Annotated in this window: 14 protein-coding genes; 8 read left to right on the top strand and 6 right to left on the bottom strand. The window is 62.4% G+C overall.

The genetic code is table 11. The features are described from left to right. From KBA32_RS03565 to glgA, 3 genes are all read left to right on the top strand, one after another. On the top strand, positions 1–1,547 hold a 1,547-nt coding region (locus KBA32_RS03565), incomplete at its 5' end, for an alpha-D-glucose phosphate-specific phosphoglucomutase (protein WP_294355407.1). A gap of 69 nt (positions 1,548–1,616) precedes the next feature. Beyond that, positions 1,617–2,879 (top strand): glucose-1-phosphate adenylyltransferase, encoded by a 1,263-nt coding sequence (gene glgC / locus KBA32_RS03570; protein ID WP_294355410.1) that lies wholly within the window; start codon positions 1,617–1,619, stop codon positions 2,877–2,879. 19 nt (positions 2,880–2,898) lie between these two features. Continuing rightward, positions 2,899–4,338: a glycogen synthase GlgA gene (gene glgA / locus KBA32_RS03575; protein ID WP_294355413.1), complete on the top strand. Its 1,440-nt coding sequence runs from the start codon at positions 2,899–2,901 to the stop codon at positions 4,336–4,338. 144 nt (positions 4,339–4,482) lie between these two features. On the opposite strand, the gene KBA32_RS03580 is transcribed toward glgA, so the two are convergent. The 5 genes from KBA32_RS03580 to KBA32_RS03600 form a co-directional block, all read right to left on the bottom strand. Continuing rightward, positions 4,483–4,851, bottom strand: coding sequence for a DUF2934 domain-containing protein (locus tag KBA32_RS03580; protein ID WP_294355416.1), 369 nt, complete (start codon positions 4,849–4,851; stop codon positions 4,483–4,485). A 108-nt stretch (positions 4,852–4,959) separates the two neighbouring features. Then, on the bottom strand, positions 4,960–6,537 hold the full coding sequence (gene malQ / locus KBA32_RS03585) for a 4-alpha-glucanotransferase (protein WP_294355418.1): 1,578 nt from the start codon (positions 6,535–6,537) through the stop codon (positions 4,960–4,962). After that, positions 6,518–8,605 (bottom strand): glycogen debranching protein GlgX, encoded by a 2,088-nt coding sequence (gene glgX / locus KBA32_RS03590; RefSeq protein ID WP_294355420.1) that lies wholly within the window; start codon positions 8,603–8,605, stop codon positions 6,518–6,520. The genes malQ and glgX overlap by 20 nt, the downstream gene beginning before the upstream one ends. After that, positions 8,545–10,737: a 1,4-alpha-glucan branching protein GlgB gene (gene glgB, locus KBA32_RS03595; RefSeq protein ID WP_294355422.1), complete on the bottom strand. Its 2,193-nt coding sequence runs from the start codon at positions 10,735–10,737 to the stop codon at positions 8,545–8,547. Before glgB ends, glgX begins: the two co-directional genes overlap by 61 nt. Before the next feature lies 1 nt (position 10,738). Further along, positions 10,739–13,198: a glycogen/starch/alpha-glucan phosphorylase gene (locus KBA32_RS03600; protein ID WP_294355424.1), complete on the bottom strand. Its 2,460-nt coding sequence runs from the start codon at positions 13,196–13,198 to the stop codon at positions 10,739–10,741. A 482-nt stretch (positions 13,199–13,680) separates the two neighbouring features. On the opposite strand from KBA32_RS03600, the gene KBA32_RS03605 reads away from it, so the two are divergent. The 5 genes from KBA32_RS03605 to KBA32_RS03625 all read left to right on the top strand — a co-directional run bounded on the left by KBA32_RS03605 (position 13,681) and on the right by KBA32_RS03625 (position 19,892). Next, positions 13,681–15,891 (top strand): SulP family inorganic anion transporter, encoded by a 2,211-nt coding sequence (locus tag KBA32_RS03605; RefSeq protein WP_294355426.1) that lies wholly within the window; start codon positions 13,681–13,683, stop codon positions 15,889–15,891. Between the two features lie 52 nt (positions 15,892–15,943). Then, positions 15,944–16,705: a 16S rRNA (uracil(1498)-N(3))-methyltransferase gene (locus KBA32_RS03610; protein WP_294355428.1), complete on the top strand. Its 762-nt coding sequence runs from the start codon at positions 15,944–15,946 to the stop codon at positions 16,703–16,705. Next, the gene (gene pap / locus KBA32_RS03615) at positions 16,698–18,209 is read left to right on the top strand and encodes a polyphosphate:AMP phosphotransferase (RefSeq protein ID WP_294355430.1); all 1,512 of its coding nucleotides are present in this window, start codon (positions 16,698–16,700) and stop codon (positions 18,207–18,209) included. Before KBA32_RS03610 ends, pap begins: the two co-directional genes overlap by 8 nt. A gap of 3 nt (positions 18,210–18,212) precedes the next feature. Beyond that, complete coding sequence (gene argA / locus KBA32_RS03620) at positions 18,213–19,532, top strand: amino-acid N-acetyltransferase (protein ID WP_294355432.1); 1,320 nt, start codon at positions 18,213–18,215, stop codon at positions 19,530–19,532. 87 nt (positions 19,533–19,619) lie between these two features. Next, complete coding sequence (locus tag KBA32_RS03625) at positions 19,620–19,892, top strand: oxidative damage protection protein (RefSeq protein WP_294355433.1); 273 nt, start codon at positions 19,620–19,622, stop codon at positions 19,890–19,892. 360 nt (positions 19,893–20,252) lie between these two features. Here KBA32_RS03625 and KBA32_RS03630 read toward each other — a convergent pair whose 3' ends face one another. Next, positions 20,253–21,017, bottom strand: a complete 765-nt coding sequence (locus tag KBA32_RS03630) for a GNAT family N-acyltransferase (RefSeq protein WP_294355435.1) — start codon at positions 21,015–21,017, stop codon at positions 20,253–20,255. Positions 21,018–21,233: the final 216 nt, after the last annotated feature.

The following is a 21,233-nucleotide window of genomic DNA, read 5'->3' on the forward strand; positions in this document are numbered from 1 at the left end:
CGGGTTACCTTGAAAACTTCGTTCAATCCATCTTTGACAACCTGGATGGAAAAGACGGGCAGACGCTGGTTCTCGGTGGCGATGGTCGGTTTTTCAATGATGTTGCCATCCAGACGATCTTGCGCATGGCGTCGGCGGCCGGCTTCGGCCGTGTGCTGGTCGGTCGCAACGGGATACTCTCCACCCCCGCGGCCAGCGCGGTGATACGCAAGCGTCAGGCGTTCGGCGGGATCATCCTTTCGGCCAGCCACAATCCGGGCGGGCCGGACGACGACTTCGGTATCAAGTACAACATGGGGAACGGTGGCCCGGCGAACGAGACGTTTACGGATGCCGTGTTCCGCCGGACGCAGGAAATCAGCAGCTATCGCATCACGGATTCGCAAGCGATCGATCTTGCCTGCCTGGGCGATGCCAAGATCGGCGAAATGGTGGTTTCCGTCATCGATCCGGTGGCGGACTACGCAGAGCTTCTCGAGTCCCTGTTCGATTTCGAGCGCATTGCGGCTCTCTTGGCGCGCCCGGAATTCAAGATGCGCTTTGACGCCATGCATGCGGTTAACGGGCCGTATGCGCACGCGATTCTTGAAGGTCGACTTGGTGCGCCAGCGGGTACGGTCGTAAACGGTACGCCGCTTCCCGATTTCGGCGGCGGTCATCCGGACCCGAATCCCGTCTACGCGGCTGACCTCGTGGCGGCGCTGGCCGATCCCAGGCTGGGTTTGTCGTTTGGTGCAGCGTCGGACGGTGATGGTGACCGCAACATGATTGTCGGCCGGGATTTCATCGTCAGCCCGAGCGACAGCCTGGCGGTCATTGCTGCCAACTACAAGCTGATCCCCGCCTATGCGAAGGGTTTGGCGGGTGTCGCGCGTTCCATGCCGACCAGTTGTGCCGTCGATCGGGTCGCGGCCGAGTTCGGCATCCCGTGTTACGAGACACCGACGGGATGGAAGTACTTCGGCTCCTTGCTCGACGCCGGGAAGGCGACGCTTTGCGGCGAGGAGAGCGCGGGGACCGGCTCCAACCACGTGCGCGAGAAGGATGGCCTCTGGGCCGTCCTGTACTGGCTGAACATTCTCGCCGTGCGCGACGAACCGGTTGCGACTATTGTTGAGGAGCACTGGCGGCACTTTGGGCGCAACGTGTATTCGCGTCACGACTATGAGGGCATCGCTTCGGACAAGGCAGAGCTGCTGTTTGCCGAGCTGCGGAACAAGTTGGCGACCCTGCCGGGGACGGAAATTGACGGCTTGCGTGTCAAGGGCGCCGATGACTTCAGTTATGTCGATCCGGTGGACGGCTCGCGTAGCGACAAGCAGGGGGTGAGAATCCTGCTGGAAGACGGTTCGCGGGTCGTCTTTCGCTTGTCGGGCACCGGTACCGAGGGGGCGACCCTGCGCGTGTACCTCGAGCGTTACGAGGCTGACCCGGCTCGCCATGACATTCCGACCCAGGCGGCGCTGGCGCCGCTCGTGTCGCTGGCTGATAGAGTGGCTCGGATAACGGAAGTTACCGGCAGGACGATGCCGGACGTGATCAGTTGAGATGTTGAATTTGTAGCAGATGTCGTCGGTTTCGAACAGCTTATTCAAGGGGGTGGAGAAATGTTAGAGATGCGATCTTTTCAGTTGCCCGGCAGGGCTGTTGCGCTGGTTCTTGCGGGTGGCCGTGGCAGCCGCTTGTATGAGTTGACCGATCGTCGAGCAAAGCCCGCCGTGTATTTCGGCGGCAAGTTCCGCATCATCGACTTCGCGATGTCCAACTGCGTGAACTCTGGTATCCGTCGCATCGGTGTCGTGACTCAGTACAAGTCGCACAGCCTTTTGCGCCATTTGCAACGCGGCTGGGGCTTCCTGCGTGGCGAAGTCAACGAATTCGTTGATCTGCTGCCGGCGCAGCAGCGCGTCGATGAAGAGTCGTGGTATCGCGGCACCGCCGATGCCGTCTATCAAAACATCGACATCATCGAGACCTACAGCCCGTCGCCCGACTACGTCGTCATCCTGGCGGGCGATCACATCTACAAGATGAACTACGCGGCGATGCTGGTCGATCACGCGGAAAGCGGCGCGGAGTGCACCGTCGCCTGTATCGAAGTGCCGCGCGCTGAAGCGAGCGGCTTCGGCGTGATGGCGGTCGATTCCTCGGGCCGGATCACCGACTTCATCGAGAAGCCAGCCGATCCGCCACCGATGGAAGGCAAGCCCGATCGCTCGCTGTGCAGCATGGGGATCTACATCTTCAATGCCAAGTATCTCTATAGCGAGTTGTTGCGCGATATATCCGATCCTACCTCAAGCCATGACTTCGGCAAGGACATCATCCCGCGCGCGGTGAAGAACGGCGTCGCAAAGGCCCACTCGTTCAGCCGAAGCTGCGTGCACGCACCTGAGGAGCAGCCCGGGAAAGAGGACTACTGGCGCGATGCGGGTACGGTTGATGCCTATTGGGAGGCCAATGTTGACCTGACGGCGACCGATCCGGCGCTCAATCTTTACGACAAGAACTGGCCGATCTGGACCTACCAGGCGCAGTTGCCGCCGGCCAAGTTTGTGCACAACCAGATTGACCGGCACGGGATTGCCATCGAGTCGACCGTTTCTGGGGGCTGCATCATCTCCGGCGAGATGAACCGCTCCCTGCTGTTCTCGTCCTGTCGCGTCCATTCGTACGCCAAGGTCAATTGGTCCGTCTTGCTGCCGGAAGTGGATATCGGTCCGGGCGCGCGCTTGAGTCGTTGCATCGTCGATCACGCCGTGCGCATTCCGGCTGGCATGGTCATCGGCGAGGACCCGCATGAGGATGCGCGGCGTTTCAGGCGGACCGATAACGGCATCACGCTGGTTACCCAGCAGATGATCGATCGCCTTACCTGATCCAGAGGCCTGTCAAGCAATGCGCATACTACACGTAGCTTCCGAAATCTATCCGCTGGTCAAGACAGGCGGATTGGCCGACGTACTTGGATCGTTGCCGCCGGCGCTGGCGAAACGCGGGCTCGATGTTCGCGTTCTCGTACCGGGCTTGCCCGGCATCATGAAGGGCATGGTCGAGTTCAAGACCGTACTTCGGATCGGGCCGGTTTTTGGTGCGGCCGTCGTTACCCTGAAGTTGGGAAGACTGCCCGACAGCGGCCTGCCCGCCTACGTGATCGATGCGCCTTTCCTGTATCAACGCGAAGGCAACCCCTACGTTGGTCCTGATGGCCATGACTGGAACGATAATCACCGGCGGTTTGCGTTACTGGGCTGGGTTGCTGCGCACATCGCATCGGGAGAACTCGACCCGGATTGGGTTCCCGATGTGGTGCATGCGCATGACTGGCACGCCGGTCTGGTGCCGGTTTATCTCGCGCAAAGTCCCGGTCTCAAGACGGCGAGCGTGTTCACGATTCATAACCTTGCTTTCCGCGGCATCTTCCCGATCGATTGTCATGCGGAAGTGGGTTTGCCAGCGCGGAAGCTGACGCCGCACGGGATCGAGTTTCACGGCAAGATATCGTTCATGAAGTCCGGCCTCGTTTACTCGAACCGGATCACGACGGTCAGTCCGACCTATGCGCGAGAGATTTGCACGCCGGAGTTTGGTTGTGGGCTTGAGGGGGTCTTGCGCGATCGAGGCGCCGCGTTGTCCGGCATTCTGAACGGTGTAGATTATTCGGTCTGGAACCCGGAGGACCCGGAGATCGCCAAATCCTACAATGCGCTGGATTTGGCCGGAAAACTCGAATGCAAACGTGCGTTGCAGTCGGAGTTCGGGCTCGATCATGGCGCCAGCGGGCCGTTGTTTGCCGTGGTCAGCCGCCTGACCTCGCAAAAGGGGATGGACCTCCTTCTCGCCGCGATGCCGGAGCTCCTCAGCGAGGGCGCGCAACTGGTCGTTCTTGGCTCCGGCGAAGGTGACCTCGAAGCTGGTTTCCGTTATGCAGCATCGGCCAATCCGCAGAATGTCGCCGTCTTCGTCGGGTATGACGAAGCAATGTCGCACCGCATCATGGCCGGGGCCGATGTTCTGCTGGTGCCGTCGCGTTTCGAGCCCTGTGGCCTGACCCAGCTTTACGCCTTGCGCTACGGGACGTTGCCCCTGGTTCGCCGGGTTGGCGGTCTTGCCGACACGGTGGTCGACGCGACGCCCGATGCGCTTTACTCGGATAGCGCGACCGGCTTTGTGTTTGACGAGGCCTCGCGTTACGCGCTAGCTGAGCGGATTCGCAATGCGGTTGCGCTCTATCACGATCGTGACGCCTGGCAGCGGGTGCAGCGCCGAGGCATGGCGCAGGACTATTCGTGGGATGACTCTGCTGCGAATTACGAGAGCCTTTATCGTAGTCTGTAAGACAACGTCGCCCAATGCGGTCCGATGTCCGGACGGCATCGGGTGACTGGATTTTGTGGGTGTCTCGCTTTTCGCGCAGGTTCAGGGTTCAAGGACTCCGGCCGAGCGGGTGGCCGGAATTTTCGACCTCGCGAAAAGAGGCTCTCAGTTCTCGCCGTTCAGAAGCGCGGCAATATCCTTCTCGGCTTCGATCCAGTCGCGCAGCGGGTCACTCTTGAACTGATTGCTCTCGGCGCGGTAATAGGCGGCCTCGGCAACCATGCGGTAGCGCTGCTCGTCGGTGACCTTCATTCCCTTGGCCGGCTTGGCAACCGTTGGCTTGTTCGCTGCGTCGGCCTTTTTTGCCGCGGGTTTCTTTGCCGCAGGCTTTTCCGCCAGTTTCTTCTCTTCCTGCACTGGCGCAGCCTCGGCAGCCTTGCTCGGCGCCGGCTTTTTGGCTGCGGGCTTGGCACTGGTAACAGCAGTCTTGCTCGCCGCCTTCTTGGTGGTGGATTTAACAGTTGTTTCGGCCATGATCGTTCCCTTCTCAAGGTGAAAATATTGGTCTGGTTAAACCAACGGACTAATTGTACTACATGCAAATGTTTTAACGCGTCGGCGAGCCTGACGCGGAAATGTCTCTCAGGTGCTTGATGTAACGGAGCTTGCGCCGGTACGGCGTTCATGGATCCGGCCGTGCAACCGGGTCAGGTCGGCGAGCAGTTCGCCGTGCCAGGAGGCCAGTTGATGCCAGCTGAAGCGCCACTCCCAGTATCCGGTCCCGATGCCCGGTTGGTTCATGCGATGGTGCGAGTCGAGGCCGAGGACGTCCTGCATCGGAATGATGGAAATCGACGCCACGGACGCCGACGCAACGCGTATCAATGCCCAATGGATCGATTCGCCGTTGATGCCGAGATAGCGCCGGACGTAGTCCTGTTCGTGCGGCGCGAGTCCGTTCCACCAGCCGAGCGTCGTGTCGTTGTCATGCGTGCCGGTATAGACCACGGTGTTGGTCTCGAAGTTGTGCGGCAGGTAGAGATTGTCGGCGTGGCCGTCGAAGGCAAACTGGAGGATGCGCATTCCCGGCAGGCCCAGTCGTGTCCGCAGCGCGGTGACTTCCTTGGTGATGATGCCCAGGTCCTCGGCGATGATCTTGAGGGCGCCGGGCTGATGGGCCTCGTGGCCGTGCGGGTGGGTTGTGGCGAACGCGGTGCGTAGCGCAGCGAAGAGCGAGTCGCCGGGGCCGGCGCGCCAATGCCCGGTGACGGCGGTCTCCGCGTCGGCAGGGATCTCCCAATAAGACTCGAAGCCGCGGAAATGATCGATGCGAACGATGTCGCACAGCGTGAGGATCGACCGCATGCGCTCTATCCACCAGCGATACCCTTCGTTCGTGTGCTCGCGCCATTTGTAGAGCGGGTTGCCCCAGCGTTGTCCGGTGGCGCTGAAATAGTCGGGCGGGACGCCGGCGATGACGCGTGGATGGCCGTCGCTCTCCAGGTCGAAAAGTCGCTGGTTGGCCCAGACGTCGGCGCTGTGCGGGGAGACGAAGATCGGCATGTCACCGACGATCTCGATGCCTTTGCGGTTGGCATGGGCTTTAAGCTTCGCCCACTGGCCAAAGAAGCACCATTGGCAGAAACGCCAGAAATCACACTCGCTGGCGTGGGTCTCGAAGGCTTCAGCCAACGCCTTTGGCTTGCGTTGGGTCAGTGGGGCCGGCCAGTCCTGCCAGACCTTTCCATTGCCGCCATAGCGCCCGTCGAGTGCCATGAAGAGCGCGTAGTCGTCGAGCCAGTTCTTTTCGCGGAAACAGAACGCGGCGTAGGCGCTACGGGTTTCGTGGCTCGCTTCGGCGAAGAAGCGATCGGCTGCGCGCCGCAATCGCTCCATACGGAAGCGCTTCACTTCCGGGAAGTTTACGCGGGAGTCGCTGAAGCTCGAGGGAGGTTCGATTTCAGCATCGCGCAGCCAGTTTGCATCGCGCAGCTGCGCAAGATCGATCAGCAGTTCGTTGCCGGCGAAGGCCGATGGGCTCATGTACGGGGAGTTGCCCGGGCCGATACCGCCGAGTGGAAGGACTTGCCACAAGGTCTGTTCGGCGCAGGACAGCCAGTCCACGAAATGGAAGGCGGCCGGGCCGAGATCGCCCGAGCCGTGCGGTCCGGGAAGCGAGGTCGGGTGGAGCAGGATGCCGCTATGGCGAGGGAAAGGCATGGTGAAAGTCCTGTTCGAATAGTTGCACGCTGTAGGCGGCGACGAGGCTGTCGGTGCCGACCGGCGCCGAGGCGAAAGGCGCCGGGGCGCAGCTGTCACAGATGCGTGTCCATCTGCCTGCGGGCAGGTGGAATGCACGCATCGTGGGTTCGCGGTTGATCAGTACAAGCAACAGGCTCGGCGCAGGATCGGTCGCGGCGGGTTTCGTTGTATCCGGAGGCGCGAGGAAGAAGCCAAGTACGCCCTGTTGCGGCGAATGCCAGTCGTCCACCGTCATCTCCCGGCCGTCCGGATGCCACCAGACGACGTCGCGCGTTCCCGCATCATTCGTCTCGCCGTCCAGCCAGTGCCCGCGGCGTAGTTGCGGAAAGCGCTTGCGGATGGCGATCAGCCCTGCGGTGAAATCGGGCAGTGCGGTGTCGGACCCTGGCCAGTCGAGCCAGGTCAACACGTTGTCCTGACAGTACGCGTTGTTGTTCCCCGACTGCGTTCGCCCGAGTTCGTCGCCGCCCTGGAGCATCGGCACGCCTTGCGCGAGAAAGAGCGTGGCGAGCAACGAGCGCTGCAGGTTCCGCCGTCGCTGCGCTACCGTCGGGTCGTCGCATTCGCCCTCGGCGCCGCAGTTCCACGAGAAATTGTGGTTGTGGCCGTCGTGGTTGTGCTCGCCGTTGAGTTCGTTGTGCTTGTGCTGGTAGCTGACGAGGTCGCGCAAGGTGAAGCCGTCGTGCGCGGTGATGAAGTTGATTCCGGCCTGTGGTGCCCGGCCGCTGCCCCGGAAAATCTCGCTCGAGCCCGACAGGCGTTGCGCCAACGCAGCCGAGCCGCTCAGTCCGGTCAGCCAGAAGGCGCGCACGTCGTCGCGGAAACGGTCGTTCCACTCGCTCCAGCCGGACGGGAAGCGGCCCAACTGGTAGCCGCCCGGGCCGAGATCCCAAGGCTCGGCGATCATCTTGGCGCGCGCGAGCAGCGGGTCCTGGCGTACGGCGGTGAGAAACCCGCTGTCGCGGGTAAGCGTCGCCGCTAGATCGAAGCGGAAACCATCGACGTGCATCTCGCCCACCCAGTAGCGCAGCGAATCCATGACCAGCTGCAAGACGCGCGGGTGCAGAAGATTGAACGTGTTGCCGCAGCCGCTGTAGTTCTCGTAGCGCTTCGGATCGTCGGGTTGGAGCCGGTAATAGCTCGCGTTGTCGATCCCGCGAAAGGACACCGTCGGGCCGAATTCATCGGTTTCGGCCGTGTGGTTATAGACCACGTCGAGGATGACTTCGATACCGGCTGCGTGCAGCGTTCGCACCATCTCCTTGAATTCCGCGACCGGCGATTGACCGTTGATCCGTGCGGCATAGCGCGGTTCCGGTGCGAAGAAGGCGAGGGTGTTGTAGCCCCAATAGTTGGTGCGCCCGCTCTTGATGAGCCGCTCCTCGTCGAGAAAGCAATGAACGGGCAGCAGGTTGACGGCGGTAATGCCGAGGCGGCGATAGTGTTCGAGCATCGCCGGCGACGCGAGGCCGGCATAGGTGCCGCGCAAAGCTTCGGGAACGTCCGGCTGCCGCTGTGTCGCTCCCTTGACGTGAATTTCGTAGAGCACCGAATCATTCCACGGGACAGCCGGCGGTGTATCGCCTTGCCAGTCGAAATCGTCGCTGGCGACGCACGCCCTGAGGTGATCCGGGGAGTCGGCCGTGGCGCCGTATGAAAAGATACCGGTCAGCTCGCGCGCGTAGGGGTCGAGCAGCAGGCGCTGCGCATCGAAGCGATGCCCGCCACCAACCGGCCCATGTACCCGGTAGGCGTACTGCAGACCCCGTGTCGCGCCGGGCAGATAGCCGTGCCAGACCTGATCGGTGCATTCGGGAAGCGGCAGGACACGCATCGTGCCACCTTCGAATACGCACAAGTCCACGTGCGTGGCGTTTGCGGAAAACAGGGCGAAATTGACGCCCTTTCCATCATGGGAAGAGCCGAGTGGCCACGGTCTTCCCGTCGTCAAACAAAGATCGATGGTCAGTGCTCCCAGTCGAGGAAAATCGCTGCCAGCGGAGGCAGGGTCAGCGCGATCGACCACTCGCGACCGTGCGCCGGGATCTGCTCCGCGTCCACCATGCCAAACGGGTTGCCGACGTTGCTGCCGCCGTAATGCTGCGAATCGGTGTTGAGCCGCTCGTGGTAGACGCCCGGTCCCGGCACACCGATCCGGTAGTCATGGCGAACGACCGGCGTGAAGTTGCAGACGCAGAGCATGGCCTTGCTGCGATCGAGTCCGCGCCGGACAAAGGCGAGGGCCGAGTTGTCGGAGTCGTTGGCCGATATCCACTCGAAGCCGGCCGGGTCGAAGTCGATTTCGTGCAGGGCGGGCGTGTCGCGATAGAGTTTGTTCAGGTCGCGAATCAGCTGACGTACGCCGTCATGCTGTGGGAAATCAAGCAGATTCCAGTCGAGCGACGACTCGTCGTTCCATTCGTTCCACTGGCCGAATTCGCCGCCCATGAAGAGCAGCTTCTTGCCCGGATGCGCCCACATGAAACCGTAGAGCAGACGCAGGTTGGCAAACTTCTGCCAGTAGTCGCCGGACATCTTGCTGATCAGCGAGCCCTTGCCGTGGACGACTTCGTCGTGCGAGAGCGGCAGGACGAAGTTCTCTGTGAAGGCGTAAAGCAGGCCGAAGGTGAGCTGGTTGTGGTGGTAGCGGCGGTGGATCGGGTCGTGCTGCATGTAGTCGAGCACGTCGTGCATCCAGCCCATGTTCCACTTGTAGTGGAAGCCTAGGCCGCCCATCGACGGCGGACGGCTCACCGACGGCCAGGCCGTCGATTCCTCGGCGTAGGTCGCCGCGCCCGGACACTCCTGGCCGAGAACTTCGTTCATCCGGCGCAGGAAATGCACGGCTTCGAGATTCTCGCGACCACCATAGATGTTCGGAATCCACTCGCCGGCCGAGCGGCTGTAGTCGCGATAGAGCATCGACGCGACGGCATCGACGCGCAAGCCGTCGACGCCGTAGTGCTCGATCCAGAACAGCGCGTTGCCGACGAGGTAGTTGAAGACCTCGCGTCGACCGAAGTTGTAGATCAGCGTGCCCCAGTCCTGGTGCATGCCTTCGCGCGGATCGGCGTGTTCGAATTGTGGCCGACCGTCGAAGCGGCCGAGGCCGTGTTCGTCGGTCGGGAAGTGCGCCGGCACCCAGTCGACGATGACTTCGATCCCGGCGTCGTGGCAGGCGGTGACGAAGTCGCAGAAGCCCTGCGGCGAACCGAAGCGCGCCGTGGGCGCGTAGAGGCCGAGCGGTTGATAGCCCCATGAGCCGTCAAACGGATGCTCTGAGATCGGCAGCAGTTCGAGGTGCGTGAAGCCGAGGCCGACGGCGTAGGGGATCAGCGTCTCGGTGAGCCGCTGCCAGTCGAGGAAGCCGCCTTCTTCGTTGCGTCGCCACGAGCCCAGATGCACTTCGTAGATCGAGACCGGAGCCCGGAAACGGTCGTTGGCCGAAAGGCTGGAGCGTGTTGCCGTCTGCGGCAGGGCACAGACGACCGACGCCGTTGACGGCCGAAGTTCGGCGGCGAAGCCGTAGGGGTCGGCCTTGAGCGGGAGGACGTGGCCCTCGCGCGAGCGAATCTCGTACTTGTAGCAAGCGCCTTCCGTGATGCCCGGGATGAAGATCTCCCAGACGCCGCATTCGCGGCGCAGGCGCATCGGATGACGCCGGCCGTCCCAGGTGTTGAAGTCGCCGACGACGCTGACGCGCTGGGCATCGGGTGCCCAGACAGCGAAGGCGGTGCCCTTGACGCCGTCGATTTCGCGCAGGTGCGCGCCGAGCCGCTCGAAGGGGCGAAGATGCGAGCCTTCGGCGAGCAGCCAGACGTCGAGTTCGCCGAGCACGGTTGAGAAGCGGTAAGGATCGTCAACTTCCTGCACGCCGCCGGGCCACTCGATGCGCAGGCGGTAGTCAAAGAAGCGGTTGCCGCCGAGGATGGATGCCTCGAAGAAGCCGGACGACTCGCCCAGCACGTCGATCTTGCGCTGCGTCAGTTCAACGATGACCTGCCCGGTGCCCGGATCGATCGCGGAGACGGCGTTGGCGCCGGGTTGCAGACTGCGCAACCAGAGACGACCTTTTGCGTCCGTATGCAATCCGAGTAAAGAGAAAGGGTCGCCGTGTTCTCCACGGCAAAGGGAGACGACTTCTTTTTTGCTCAGCATGTCAGGCTTTCTTGAGAAGTGAACCCATGTTCCACGTGTCGATGGCGTAGTCACGAATGGTCCGGTCGGACGAGAACGTGCCCATGCCAGCGACGTTGAGAATGGCCTTGCGATACCACTCCGCAGGGTGCAGATACAACTGGTCGACGCGCGCCTGGGTGGCAACGTAATCGGCGTAGTCGGCCAGCAGCAGGTAATGATCCCCGTAATTGACCAGCGAGTTGAACAGATCGTGGTAACGCTTGCGCTCGCTCGGCGAGAAGAAGCCGCCGTCGATCTTGTTCAGCGTCTCGTTGAGCATCGGGTTCTGCTGATAGATCGCGCGCGGGTTGTAGCCGGCCTTGCGGATCGCTTCGACCTGCGGCGTGGTGTTGCCGAAGATGAACATGTTCTCGGCGCCGACGTTGTCGCGAATCTCGATATTGGCGCCATCCTCGGTGCCTATCGTCAGCGCGCCGTTCAACGAGAACTTCATGTTGCCGGTGCCCGAAGCCTCTGTGCCGGCCGTCGAAATCTGCTCGGAAAGGTCGGCAGCAGGCATGATCAGCTCGGCAACCGATACACCGTAGTTGGGGATGAAGACGACGCGCAGCTTGTCCGTCGCGCGCGGATCGTTGTTGATCATGTTGGCGACGTCGTGGATCAGGCGGATCACCTGCTTTGCCATGTAGTACGACGAGGCCGCCTTGCCGGCGAAGATCACGCAGCGCGGCGCGGTGTTGTCCGCCAGACCGTGCAGGATCTGGTTGTAGCGCGTGATCACGTGCAGCACGTTGAGGAGCTGCCGCTTGTACTCGTGGATGCGCTTGACCTGCACGTCGAACATGAACGAGGGATCGAGTGCGACGCCGGTTTCACGCAGGACGTAGTCGGCCAGGCGTACCTTGTTGGCATGCTTGACGGCGGCGAAGGCGTCGCGGAAGCCTTCGTCGCCGGCCAGCGGCTTGATCTCCTTCAGGTGATCAAGGTTGAGCCGCCAGGCCTTGCCGATGCGGTCGTCGAGCAAGGAGGCAAGACCCTGATTGGCCTGCGCGAGCCAGCGCCGCGGCGTGACGCCGTTGGTCTTGTTGTGGAAACGGTCCGGATAGAGCTTGGCGAAATCGGCAAAGATCGTTTGCACCATCAGGTCGGAGTGCAATTGCGAGACGCCGTTCACGCGGTGGCTGCCGACGATGGAGAGGTGCGCCATGCGCACGCGCTTGTTGTCGTCGTGACCGTCCGCATCGTCGATCAGCGAGACGCGGCGAATCAGATCGATGTCGCCGGGATAGCGCAGCGAGACTTCGTTGAGGAATTCCTGGTTGATGCGGAAGATGATCCGCATGTGGCGCGGCAGCAGGTAGTGCATCAGACTGACCGGCCACGTTTCCAGTGCCTCGGGCATCAGCGTGTGGTTGGTGTAGGAGAAGATGCGCTTGCACTGGCTCCAGGCGTCGGCCCACAGCATGCCGTAGTCGTCGCACAGGAGGCGCATCAACTCGGCGACGCTGATCGCCGGGTGCGTATCGTTGAGGTGGATGGCGACCTGGTCGGCGAGGTTGTTGAGATGGCCGTGTTCCTCGATGTGGTGGTAGAGGATGTCCTGCAGCGAGGCAGCGACGAAGAAGTACTCCTGGCGCAGGCGCAGTTCGCGGCCCGCCGGCGTGCTGTCGTTCGGATAGAGCACCCAAGAGATGTTCTCAAAGCGGTTCTTGAACTCCGCCGCGCGGGCGTAGTCGCCGGAGTTGAAGGCGTTGAGGTCGATCTGTGCCGGGGCGCCGGCCTTCCACAGGCGCAGGGTGCTGACGCGATCGGTTCCGTGGCCGGGAATCACGTAATCGAACGCGCGCGCCTCGACGGCTTCGGCCGCGTTCCACTCGGCCCATTCGCCGTGGTGTTCGGCGGTACCGCCGAAGCGCACGGTGAAGTGCGTGCCCGGGCGCGGGAATTCCCACGGCGTGCCGTCGACTAGCCACGAATCCGGGTGCTCGACCTGAGCGCCATTGATGATCGACTGCGCGAACATTCCGTATTCATAACGCATGCCGTAACCCCAGGACGGCAGCTCGAGCGTCGCCATCGAGTCGAGGAAGCAGGCGGCGAGCCGGCCAAGGCCGCCGTTGCCGAGCGCGGCATCCGGCTCGCATTCGATGACGTCGGTGAGCGACGGGCCGCCTGCCGTCGAGAAGGCAGCGTCGGCCTTGTCGCGCAGGTCGAGTGCCGAGAGCGCGTTGTTCAGCGTACGTCCGATCAAAAACTCCATCGACATGTAGTAGATGCGGCGCGACTTGTTATTGCGGTCATCGACCTGCGTCTGCACCCAGCGCCGGGCGAGCTGTTCGCGCGCGACCATCGAGAGGGCCTTGTAGAGTTCCTTGGTGTTTGCCGTAATGGGCTCGGCCGCTACCGAGTCAAGCAGCTTGTCATCGATTTCGGCACGGAACGTGGCGCCGTCAACGTTGGTTTTGTTTGCATCAGACATTCAGCGGGTACTCCTCGATATTTACGGGGGCAAATTGTTGTTTCGGCTTTTCCGAAAGCGCTTTAGTACGCAGCGCGATTATCCCGGAAAAGCATCACTAAGTTGTGATGACCGTCAAGTTTGTGCACAGTTGCACTGTCGTTGAAGTCGGGCGGGGAAACACAAACGCGAGCATAGACGCGAGACGCTGAATTCCCCGTTCGGGGCATCAGCTGCATCAAACGCATCCGATCGTGGTTGAGACTTCACTTGGGGTCGCTCCTATCTGATTGAATTGGGGCGATAACATCAGTTGCCACTCTGACCGATTTGCCGCGTCATTGCAAATACTGATCGGCTGCATCGGCCGAGTGTGAGGAAATTCTGTCGTATCGATGAGACTTTCCGGCGTCTGGCGTGTGCGGAACACGCACCTTGCATAGCCTGGGGTATAGTCATCGGCGAGGGCGTTGCTCGAAGCTGCCTGCGGATGGAGAGATCGAATGCGCGAGTTTACTGGAACCTGGATGCGTCACTCCGGTGATTTCTGGGGCGGTTTCGCCGCCATGCTGGTGGCGCTGCCGGCGTCGGTGGCTTTCGGTGTCACGGTTTACTCGGCGGTCAGCCCGCACCATGCCGCCTTCGGCGCGCTGGCCGGCATTCTGGGGGCGACGGCGCTCGGGCTGATCGCACCGACCTTCGGCGGCACCGATCGTCTGATCAGTTCGCCCTGTGCGCCAGCCGCGGCGGTACTGACGGCATTCGCCATGCAGCTGGTCACGCAGGGCGTCGAGCCGTTTGCCATCGTCCTGATGATGACGGTTCTTGGCATCCTCACCGGCCTGCTGCAGATGCTCATCGGCTTTCTCGGCGTCGGCAAGTTGATTAAGTACATTCCCTATCCGGTTGTCAGCGGTTACCTGAGCGGCGTCGGGCTGATCATCATCGGAGGGCAGCTGCCGACGTTTGCCGGTGCGCCGACAGGAAGCCGCTGGTTCGAGGTGGCGATGAATCCGCAGGTCTGGGATCTGCGCGGGCTGGCGGTGGGCGGCGTGACTGTGGTGGCCATGCTCGGTGCGCCCCGGCTGACCAAGGCCGTGCCGGGGACGATCGTCGGTATCGTCGCCGGTATTCTCACCTTCGCCGGGATCGCCATCGTCGATCCGTCGATGCGCACGCTGCAGGACAATCTGCTGGTGATCGGTCCGCTCGGGGCCACCGGCGAAGGCTACGTCCAGCTGATTACCGACCGCTGGTACCAGATCGGCGAGATGACGCTGTCGCAGGTGGCGGCGCTGATCGGCGGGGCCGTCACGCTGGCGGCCCTTTTGTCGATCGATACCCTGAAGACCTGCGTCGTACTCGATCAGATGACGCGCACGCGCCACGATCCCAACCGCGAACTGGCGGCACAGGGGCTGGCCAATGTGGTTGCTTCGACCATCGGCGGCATGCCCGGCGCCGGGACGATGGGGGCGAGCATGGTCAACCTGTCGAGCGGGGGGGAGACGCGGATTTCCGGCATCATTGCCGGCGTCATGACGCTCGTCGTCGCGCTCTTGCTCGGCGCCTTCGTCGCCTGGATTCCGATCGCCGCCCTGAGCGGCGTGCTGATCGTCGTCGGCCTGCGCATGATCGACACCGACCCATTGCGCTTTCTTGAATCGCGCGCGACCGTCCTTGATTTTTCGGTGGTGCTGGCGGTCGTTGCCGTTGCCCTGTTCGTCGGCCTGATTGCCGCTTCAGCGACCGGCGTCATTCTCTCGATCATCCTCTTCCTGCGCGAACAGGTTGGCGGCAACGTCGTTCGGCGCAAGAGCTTCGTCGGCCAGCGTTCATCGACCTGGTACAGGCCCGAAGCCGAGATGCACCGGCTGGAGCAGAAGGGGAATACGGCCGTCATTTTCGAATTGCAGGGCAGCCTCTTCTTCGGTACGACGCATCGCCTCTACCAGACGCTGGAACCGGAACTGGCGACAACCGATTACCTGATCCTCGACATGCAGCGCGTTCAGTCCGTCGACGTGACGGCTGCGCACATGCTCAATCAGGTGCGCGACGTGCTCTCGGAGCGTGGCGTGCCGCTGCTGATTTCGAGCGTGCGCGAGCGGTTGCCGAACGGCCGCAATCTGCGCGAGTTCCTCGAACTGGCGGGACTGAGTCCGGACGGCGAGAAAGTCATCCTGATGCCGACGCTCGAAGCGGCGATCGAGTGGGTCGAGGATCGTCTGCTCGGCGATGTGGCCAAGGTGGACGACAGCCTGCCACCGCTTGAACTGCACGAGATTGCGCTATTCAATGGCAGCAAGCCCGATACGCTGACCGACTTGGCGGGATGCATGGAAATGCGTGCGTGCAAGGCCGGCGAAACCATCTACGCGCGCGGTGACGGCGACAACAATCTCTATCTCATTCGCAGCGGCGAAGTGCGGATCATGGGGCTCGTCGGCGGCAGCAACCGGCTGTGCCATATCGCGACCTTCGGTCGCGGTGAATTCTTTGGCGGCCTGGCCTTTCTCGACCATCGGCCACGCGGCAACGACGCCATCGTCTCCAAGGATTGCGAACTCTACGTGCTGACGCAGGAAAAATTCAACTATCTTGCCGAAGAGCACAAGCGGATCGCCTTCGTCCTCGTCTCGCAGCTGGCGCGCACGCTCGCGGTACGCTTGCGTCATACCGACGACGAACTGACGATGCTGCAGGAAAACTGATGCAGCGATCGCACCGCGCCGGCAAGGTAACAAATATTTCTATAATGTCGGCATGACTTCTCCCCGCTTCCATTGCCCGGTGCCGCTCGCTGCCGGGACATCCATCGAACTGCCAGAGAACGCCGCGCGCCATGCGGCGCGCGTCCTGCGCTTGCGTGTCGGTGACGATGTTGTCCTGTTTGAAGGCAACGGCGGCGAATGCACGGCGCGGATAGCCGCGGTCGAGCGCGACCGGGTGACGGTAGACGTGCTGGATCGGCAGGCCGTCGAGCGCGAAGCGCCGATCAGCGTGACGCTGGTGCAGGCCTTGCAGTCGGGTGACAAGATGGATCTGACGATCCAGAAAGCCGTCGAACTCGGCGCTGCGGCGATCGTTCCCGTCGCTTCTCGGCGCAGCGTCCTGAAACTCGAAGGCGCGCGCGCGGCAAAGCGCCTCGCCCACTGGCAGGGCGTTGCCGTCGCCGCGTGCGAGCAATGCGGACGCAATCGCGTGCCGCCGGTGGCGGAAATCGAATCACTCGAACGCTGGTTAGCGCAGCCGGCGCCGGCGAACGTTCTGCGCCTGATGCTGGCGCCGGGCGCGGACGCGACGCTTGCCGCGCTGCCCCGGCCGACCGCCGATACGCGCATCGAATTGTTGATCGGCGCCGAAGGCGGGCTGGCGCCGGAAGAGCTGGAGAAGGCGACGCAGGCCGGCTTCGTCGGCGTTCGCCTCGGGCCGCGGATTCTGCGCACGGAAACGGCGGGACTGGCGGCATTGGCAGCGCTGCAGTGTTTATGGGGTGACTTTGGCGAGGGAGAGGGTCATGTTTGAATCGGCGGAACTCGGGCACAAGATCAGCAAGAACACCTTCCGCGAAGAGGAGCCAAGTTTGCGCGCCGCTTTGCTCGACGCGCAATTCGAATTGCGCGAGAACGGCAAGTTTCCCGTCGTCATCCTGATCAGCGGCGTCGATGGCGCGGGCAAGGGCGAGACGATCAACGTGCTCTACGAGTGGATGGACCCGCGCTACTTGTCGACACTTGCCTTCTCGGCGCCAACCGATGAAGAGCTTCAGCGGCCCTATATGTGGCGTTTCTGGCGCGCGCTGCCGCCGAAGGGGCGCGTCGGCATCTTCGCCGGCTCGTGGTACTCGAACCCGATCGCCGAGCGCATCTGCGGCCAGCTTTCGAAGGGCGATCTCGACCAGCGCATGGACCAGATCAACCGCTTCGAGGCGATGCTGGTCAACGAAGGCGCGCTGGTCATCAAGTTCTGGTTCCACCTGTCAAAGGAAGGGCAGAAGGAGCGGTTGAAAGCGTTGGAAAAGGATCCGCGCACCGCCTGGCGGGTGACCAAGGAGAGCTGGGATCGGCTGAAGACCTACGACAAGTTGCAGGAAGCCGCCGGTCACGTGCTGCGCATGACCAACACACCGTGGGCTCCGTGGGTCGTCGTCGAGGGGACGGACGACCGCTATCGCTCGCTGACCGTCGGCAAGATCGTCCTCGACGCGCTGCAGAATCGCCTCGCCGATACGCGCGACCAGAATTTTCCGGTGGCGCCGCCGATGACGCGCAAGATCGACAGCCTTGACGTGCTGAGCGCGCTCGATCTCACGCAGAAGCTCGAGAAGAAGGCGTATGAAACGCAACTCGCCAAATGGCAGGGGCGGCTCTCGGAACTCGTGCGTCATCCCGACTTCAAGAAGCGCTCGCTGATTCTCGCCTTCGAGGGGTCGGACGCCGCCGGCAAGGGCGGCAGCATCCGCCGCATCACGGCCGCGATCGATGCGCGCCAGTACCAGATCGTGCCGGTTGCTGCGCCGACCGAGGAAGAGCGCGCGCAGCCCTACATGTGGCGTTTCTGGCGGCATATTCCACGTGTCGGCCGCGTCGCCATCTTCGACCGCACCTGGTACGGGCGAGTGCTTGTCGAGCGCGTCGAGGGCTTCTGCAGCGAAGCCGACTGGCTGCGCGCCTACACCGAGATCAACGATTTCGAGCACGAACTGCACGGCGACGGCGCGATCGTCATCAAGTTCTGGCTGCAGATCAGCGACAAGGAGCAACTTCGGCGCTTCCAGGAACGCGAGAAGATCGAATTCAAGCGCTTCAAGATCACCGCCGAGGACTGGCGCAACCGCGAGAAGAGCGCGGCGTATCATGCCGCCGTCTGCGACATGGTCGACCGCACGAGTACCAGTACGGCGCCCTGGACGCTGGTCGAAGCGAACGACAAGAGCTTCGCGCGTGTCAAGATCCTGCGCACCATCTGCGAGCGCATTGAACGAGCTCTGAACCTGGATAAACCGCAAGAGAAGGCCAAGGAAAAATAGTCCATGTCCGAACAACTGAGTTCTGCACATTTCGTTTCGCTGTTCCGCTCCGTCGCGCCCTACATCAATCTGTTCCGCGGCAAGACCTTCGTCCTTGCCTTCGGCGGCAAGGCGATCTCCGGGGCGCTGGCCAAGTCGCTGGCCTACGATGTCAACCTCCTGGCGGCGCTCGGGGTGCGTCTGGTGCTGGTGCACGGCGCGCGTCCGCAGATCGAGGAAGAGTTGCGCGAGAAGTGCATCGAATCGCGCACGCATCGCGGATACCGCATCACCGATGCGCCGACGCTCGATTGCGTGATCGACGCCGTCGGCAGCGTTTACCTGGAAATCGACGCCTTGCTCTCGCAAGGTCTGCCCGATACGCCGATGGCTAACAGCACGATACGAGTGATCAAGGGCAATTTCACTACGGCCAAGCCGCTTGGCGTGCTCGACGGCGTCGACATGCAATACGCCGGCAGCGTGCGCAAGATCGACGCGGAAGGCATTCGCGCGCAGCTCGGCATCGGCAACATCGTTCTGCTCTCGTGCCTGGGTGCGAGCCCGACCGGCGAAATCTTCAACCTGGCGATGGAAGAAGTCGCCGAGGCGACGGCCGTTGCGATCGGTGCCGAGAAGCTCATCTTCCTGACCGATAGCCAGGGCGTCACCGACATCGACGGCAAGCTGCTCGACGAAATGACGACCGACATGGCCGAGCGCCTGATCACCCTCGGCGAGTGGCTGTCGCCCGACCTCAAGCGCTATATGCCGAGCGCGGTGCGCGCCAGCCGCTCCGGTGTCGGCCGCGTGCATCTGATCGGCTTCAACGAGGACGGGACGCTTCTCCAGGAGCTGTTCTCGCGCGACGGCGTCGGCACCATCATCACGCGCGAATCGCTGGAAATCCTGCGCGACGCCAAACCGGACGACATTGCCGGCCTCGTCGCCCTGATCGAGCCGCTGGAGGAGGACGGGACGCTGGTGCGCCGCTCGCGCGAACTGCTCGAACGCGAAATCACTCGCTTCTCCGTCGTCGAGCACGACGGCATGATCGTCGGTTGCGCGGCACTTTATCCGTATGGCGAAGACCAGGCCGAACTCGCCTGCCTCGCCGTCCACCCGCACTACCGTCGCTGGGGTTACGGCGAGCAACTCATGAAACGCATCGAGACGCGCGCCCGCGCCGTCGGCATCAAGCGCCTGTTCGTGCTGACGACGCGCACGGCGCACTGGTTCAGGGAGCGCGGTTTCGTCGATCAGACGGTCGATCAGCTGCCGGTCGAAAAGCGCCTGCTCTACAACATGCAGCGACGCTCGAAGGTGTTTGCCAAACCCCTGTAAACCTTGGGGATTTTCCGTGTTTTCGGCGCGGTATAATCCCCGCGGTATCGCGATTTTCGTGCTTATCCGTTATCTGGAGTCTATTTCATGGCAAGAATGGTGAACTGCATCAAACTCGGCCGCGAGGCCGAAGCGCTCGACTTTCCGCCCTATCCGGGCGAACTCGGCAAGCGCATTTTCGAACAGGTGTCGAAGGAAGCGTGGCAGCAGTGGATTCGCATGCAGACGATGATCATCAACGAGAACCGCCTGAACCTTGCCGACGCCGCGCATCGCAAATACCTGGCCGAACAGGTCGAGAAGCACTTCTTCGGTGAAGGCGCTGATCAGGTGGAAGGATTCGTACCGCCGCGCAGCTGAGTGGTTGTGAATAGATGCCGCAACACCTACCACAGAGCCACAGAGACGCAGAGTTTTCGCAGAGAAGACCTTTGGAAGCGGTGTTATCCTGAAACCTCAGTTGAACCACAGAGATGCCGCGCAGGAAATCCCCTTGGGGGACACAGAGAACACAGAGGAACAACAAAGCTTTACGACGTTGCTGGCGCTCACCCCCGTCGGGTGAATCATCCGGTGCTGATAACCGGTTGTTTTTTCGCTCTTCTCTGTGCCTCTGTGGTGGGTTTTGAGTTTTTTTCGCAGACTCTGAGGCGATCCGTCTGGCAGCGCAAACGATTCGGCCCCGTGAGGGGCCGAGTTGTTTTGTGGGGCGTTGCCGCGTCAGGTGCGGTGCTTCTCGAGAAAGTGTTTGGCGTAGCGGTCGGCGATTTTCGCCATCGACATCAGGATCGGCAGGTCGGCCGTATTGAAATCCGGGTCCCACGCCGGCTCACCGCAGATGAAGGCGCCGGCCCGCAGATAACCCTTGATCAACGGCGGGACAGCGATGCGCTGGTCGTTGCGCAACGACGAAAGGGGCAGCGGGCAGCGCGGGAAAACGCGGTATTCGATCGGACTCATGTACTCGGCGAGCTGGTCGAAGAGGGCTGCCGCGCCGTGGCCGCCGTCGGCCATGCTGATGCTGGCGCAGCCGATCAGGTAGTCGTAGCCGCGGTGGATCATGTACTGAGCGAGCCCCGACCAGAGCAGCGCGATGGTCGCGCCCGTCCGGTAGTCGGGATGCACGCACGAACGGCCGATCTCGACCATGCGCGGGCGCAGGTGTTGCAGGCGGATGAGGTCGAACTCGGTTTCCGAGTAGTAGCTGCCGACGGCCTTGGCCTGTTCCGGTGAAAGGATGCGGTAGGAGCCGATGACTTCCCCCGAACGCTCGTCGCGAACGACCAGGTGTTCGCAATAGGGGTCGAAGATGTCCTGGTCGACGCCGGGCGTCCTGGCGTTGAGGCGGGCGCCGAGTTCTTCGGCGAAGACACGGTAGCGCAGCTTTTGCGCGCTGAGAATTTCGCGTTCCGAGATCGCCAGCCCGACGCTGAGCGTATGTCGTGCCGATTCGTGGCGGCCGAGTTCGGTATTGAGGTTCGTCATTGTTGTCTCCTGTGCTGTATTTGCCAGGAGACGATACGGCGGGCACGTTACCGGAGCATTGCCCGCCGGTTAAGGCTTGATGTCAGTTCGTCAGCCCTCGTCGCTCGCCATGCGTGCCTCGATTTCTGCCGTCGAGGCATGGCGGACATTGAAACCCTTGACCATGTAGATGACGTACTCGCCGATGTTGGTCGCGTGGTCGCCGATGCGCTCGAC

The organism is Propionivibrio sp., assembly GCF_017995515.1.
GTDB lineage: Bacteria > Pseudomonadota > Gammaproteobacteria > Burkholderiales > Rhodocyclaceae > Propionivibrio.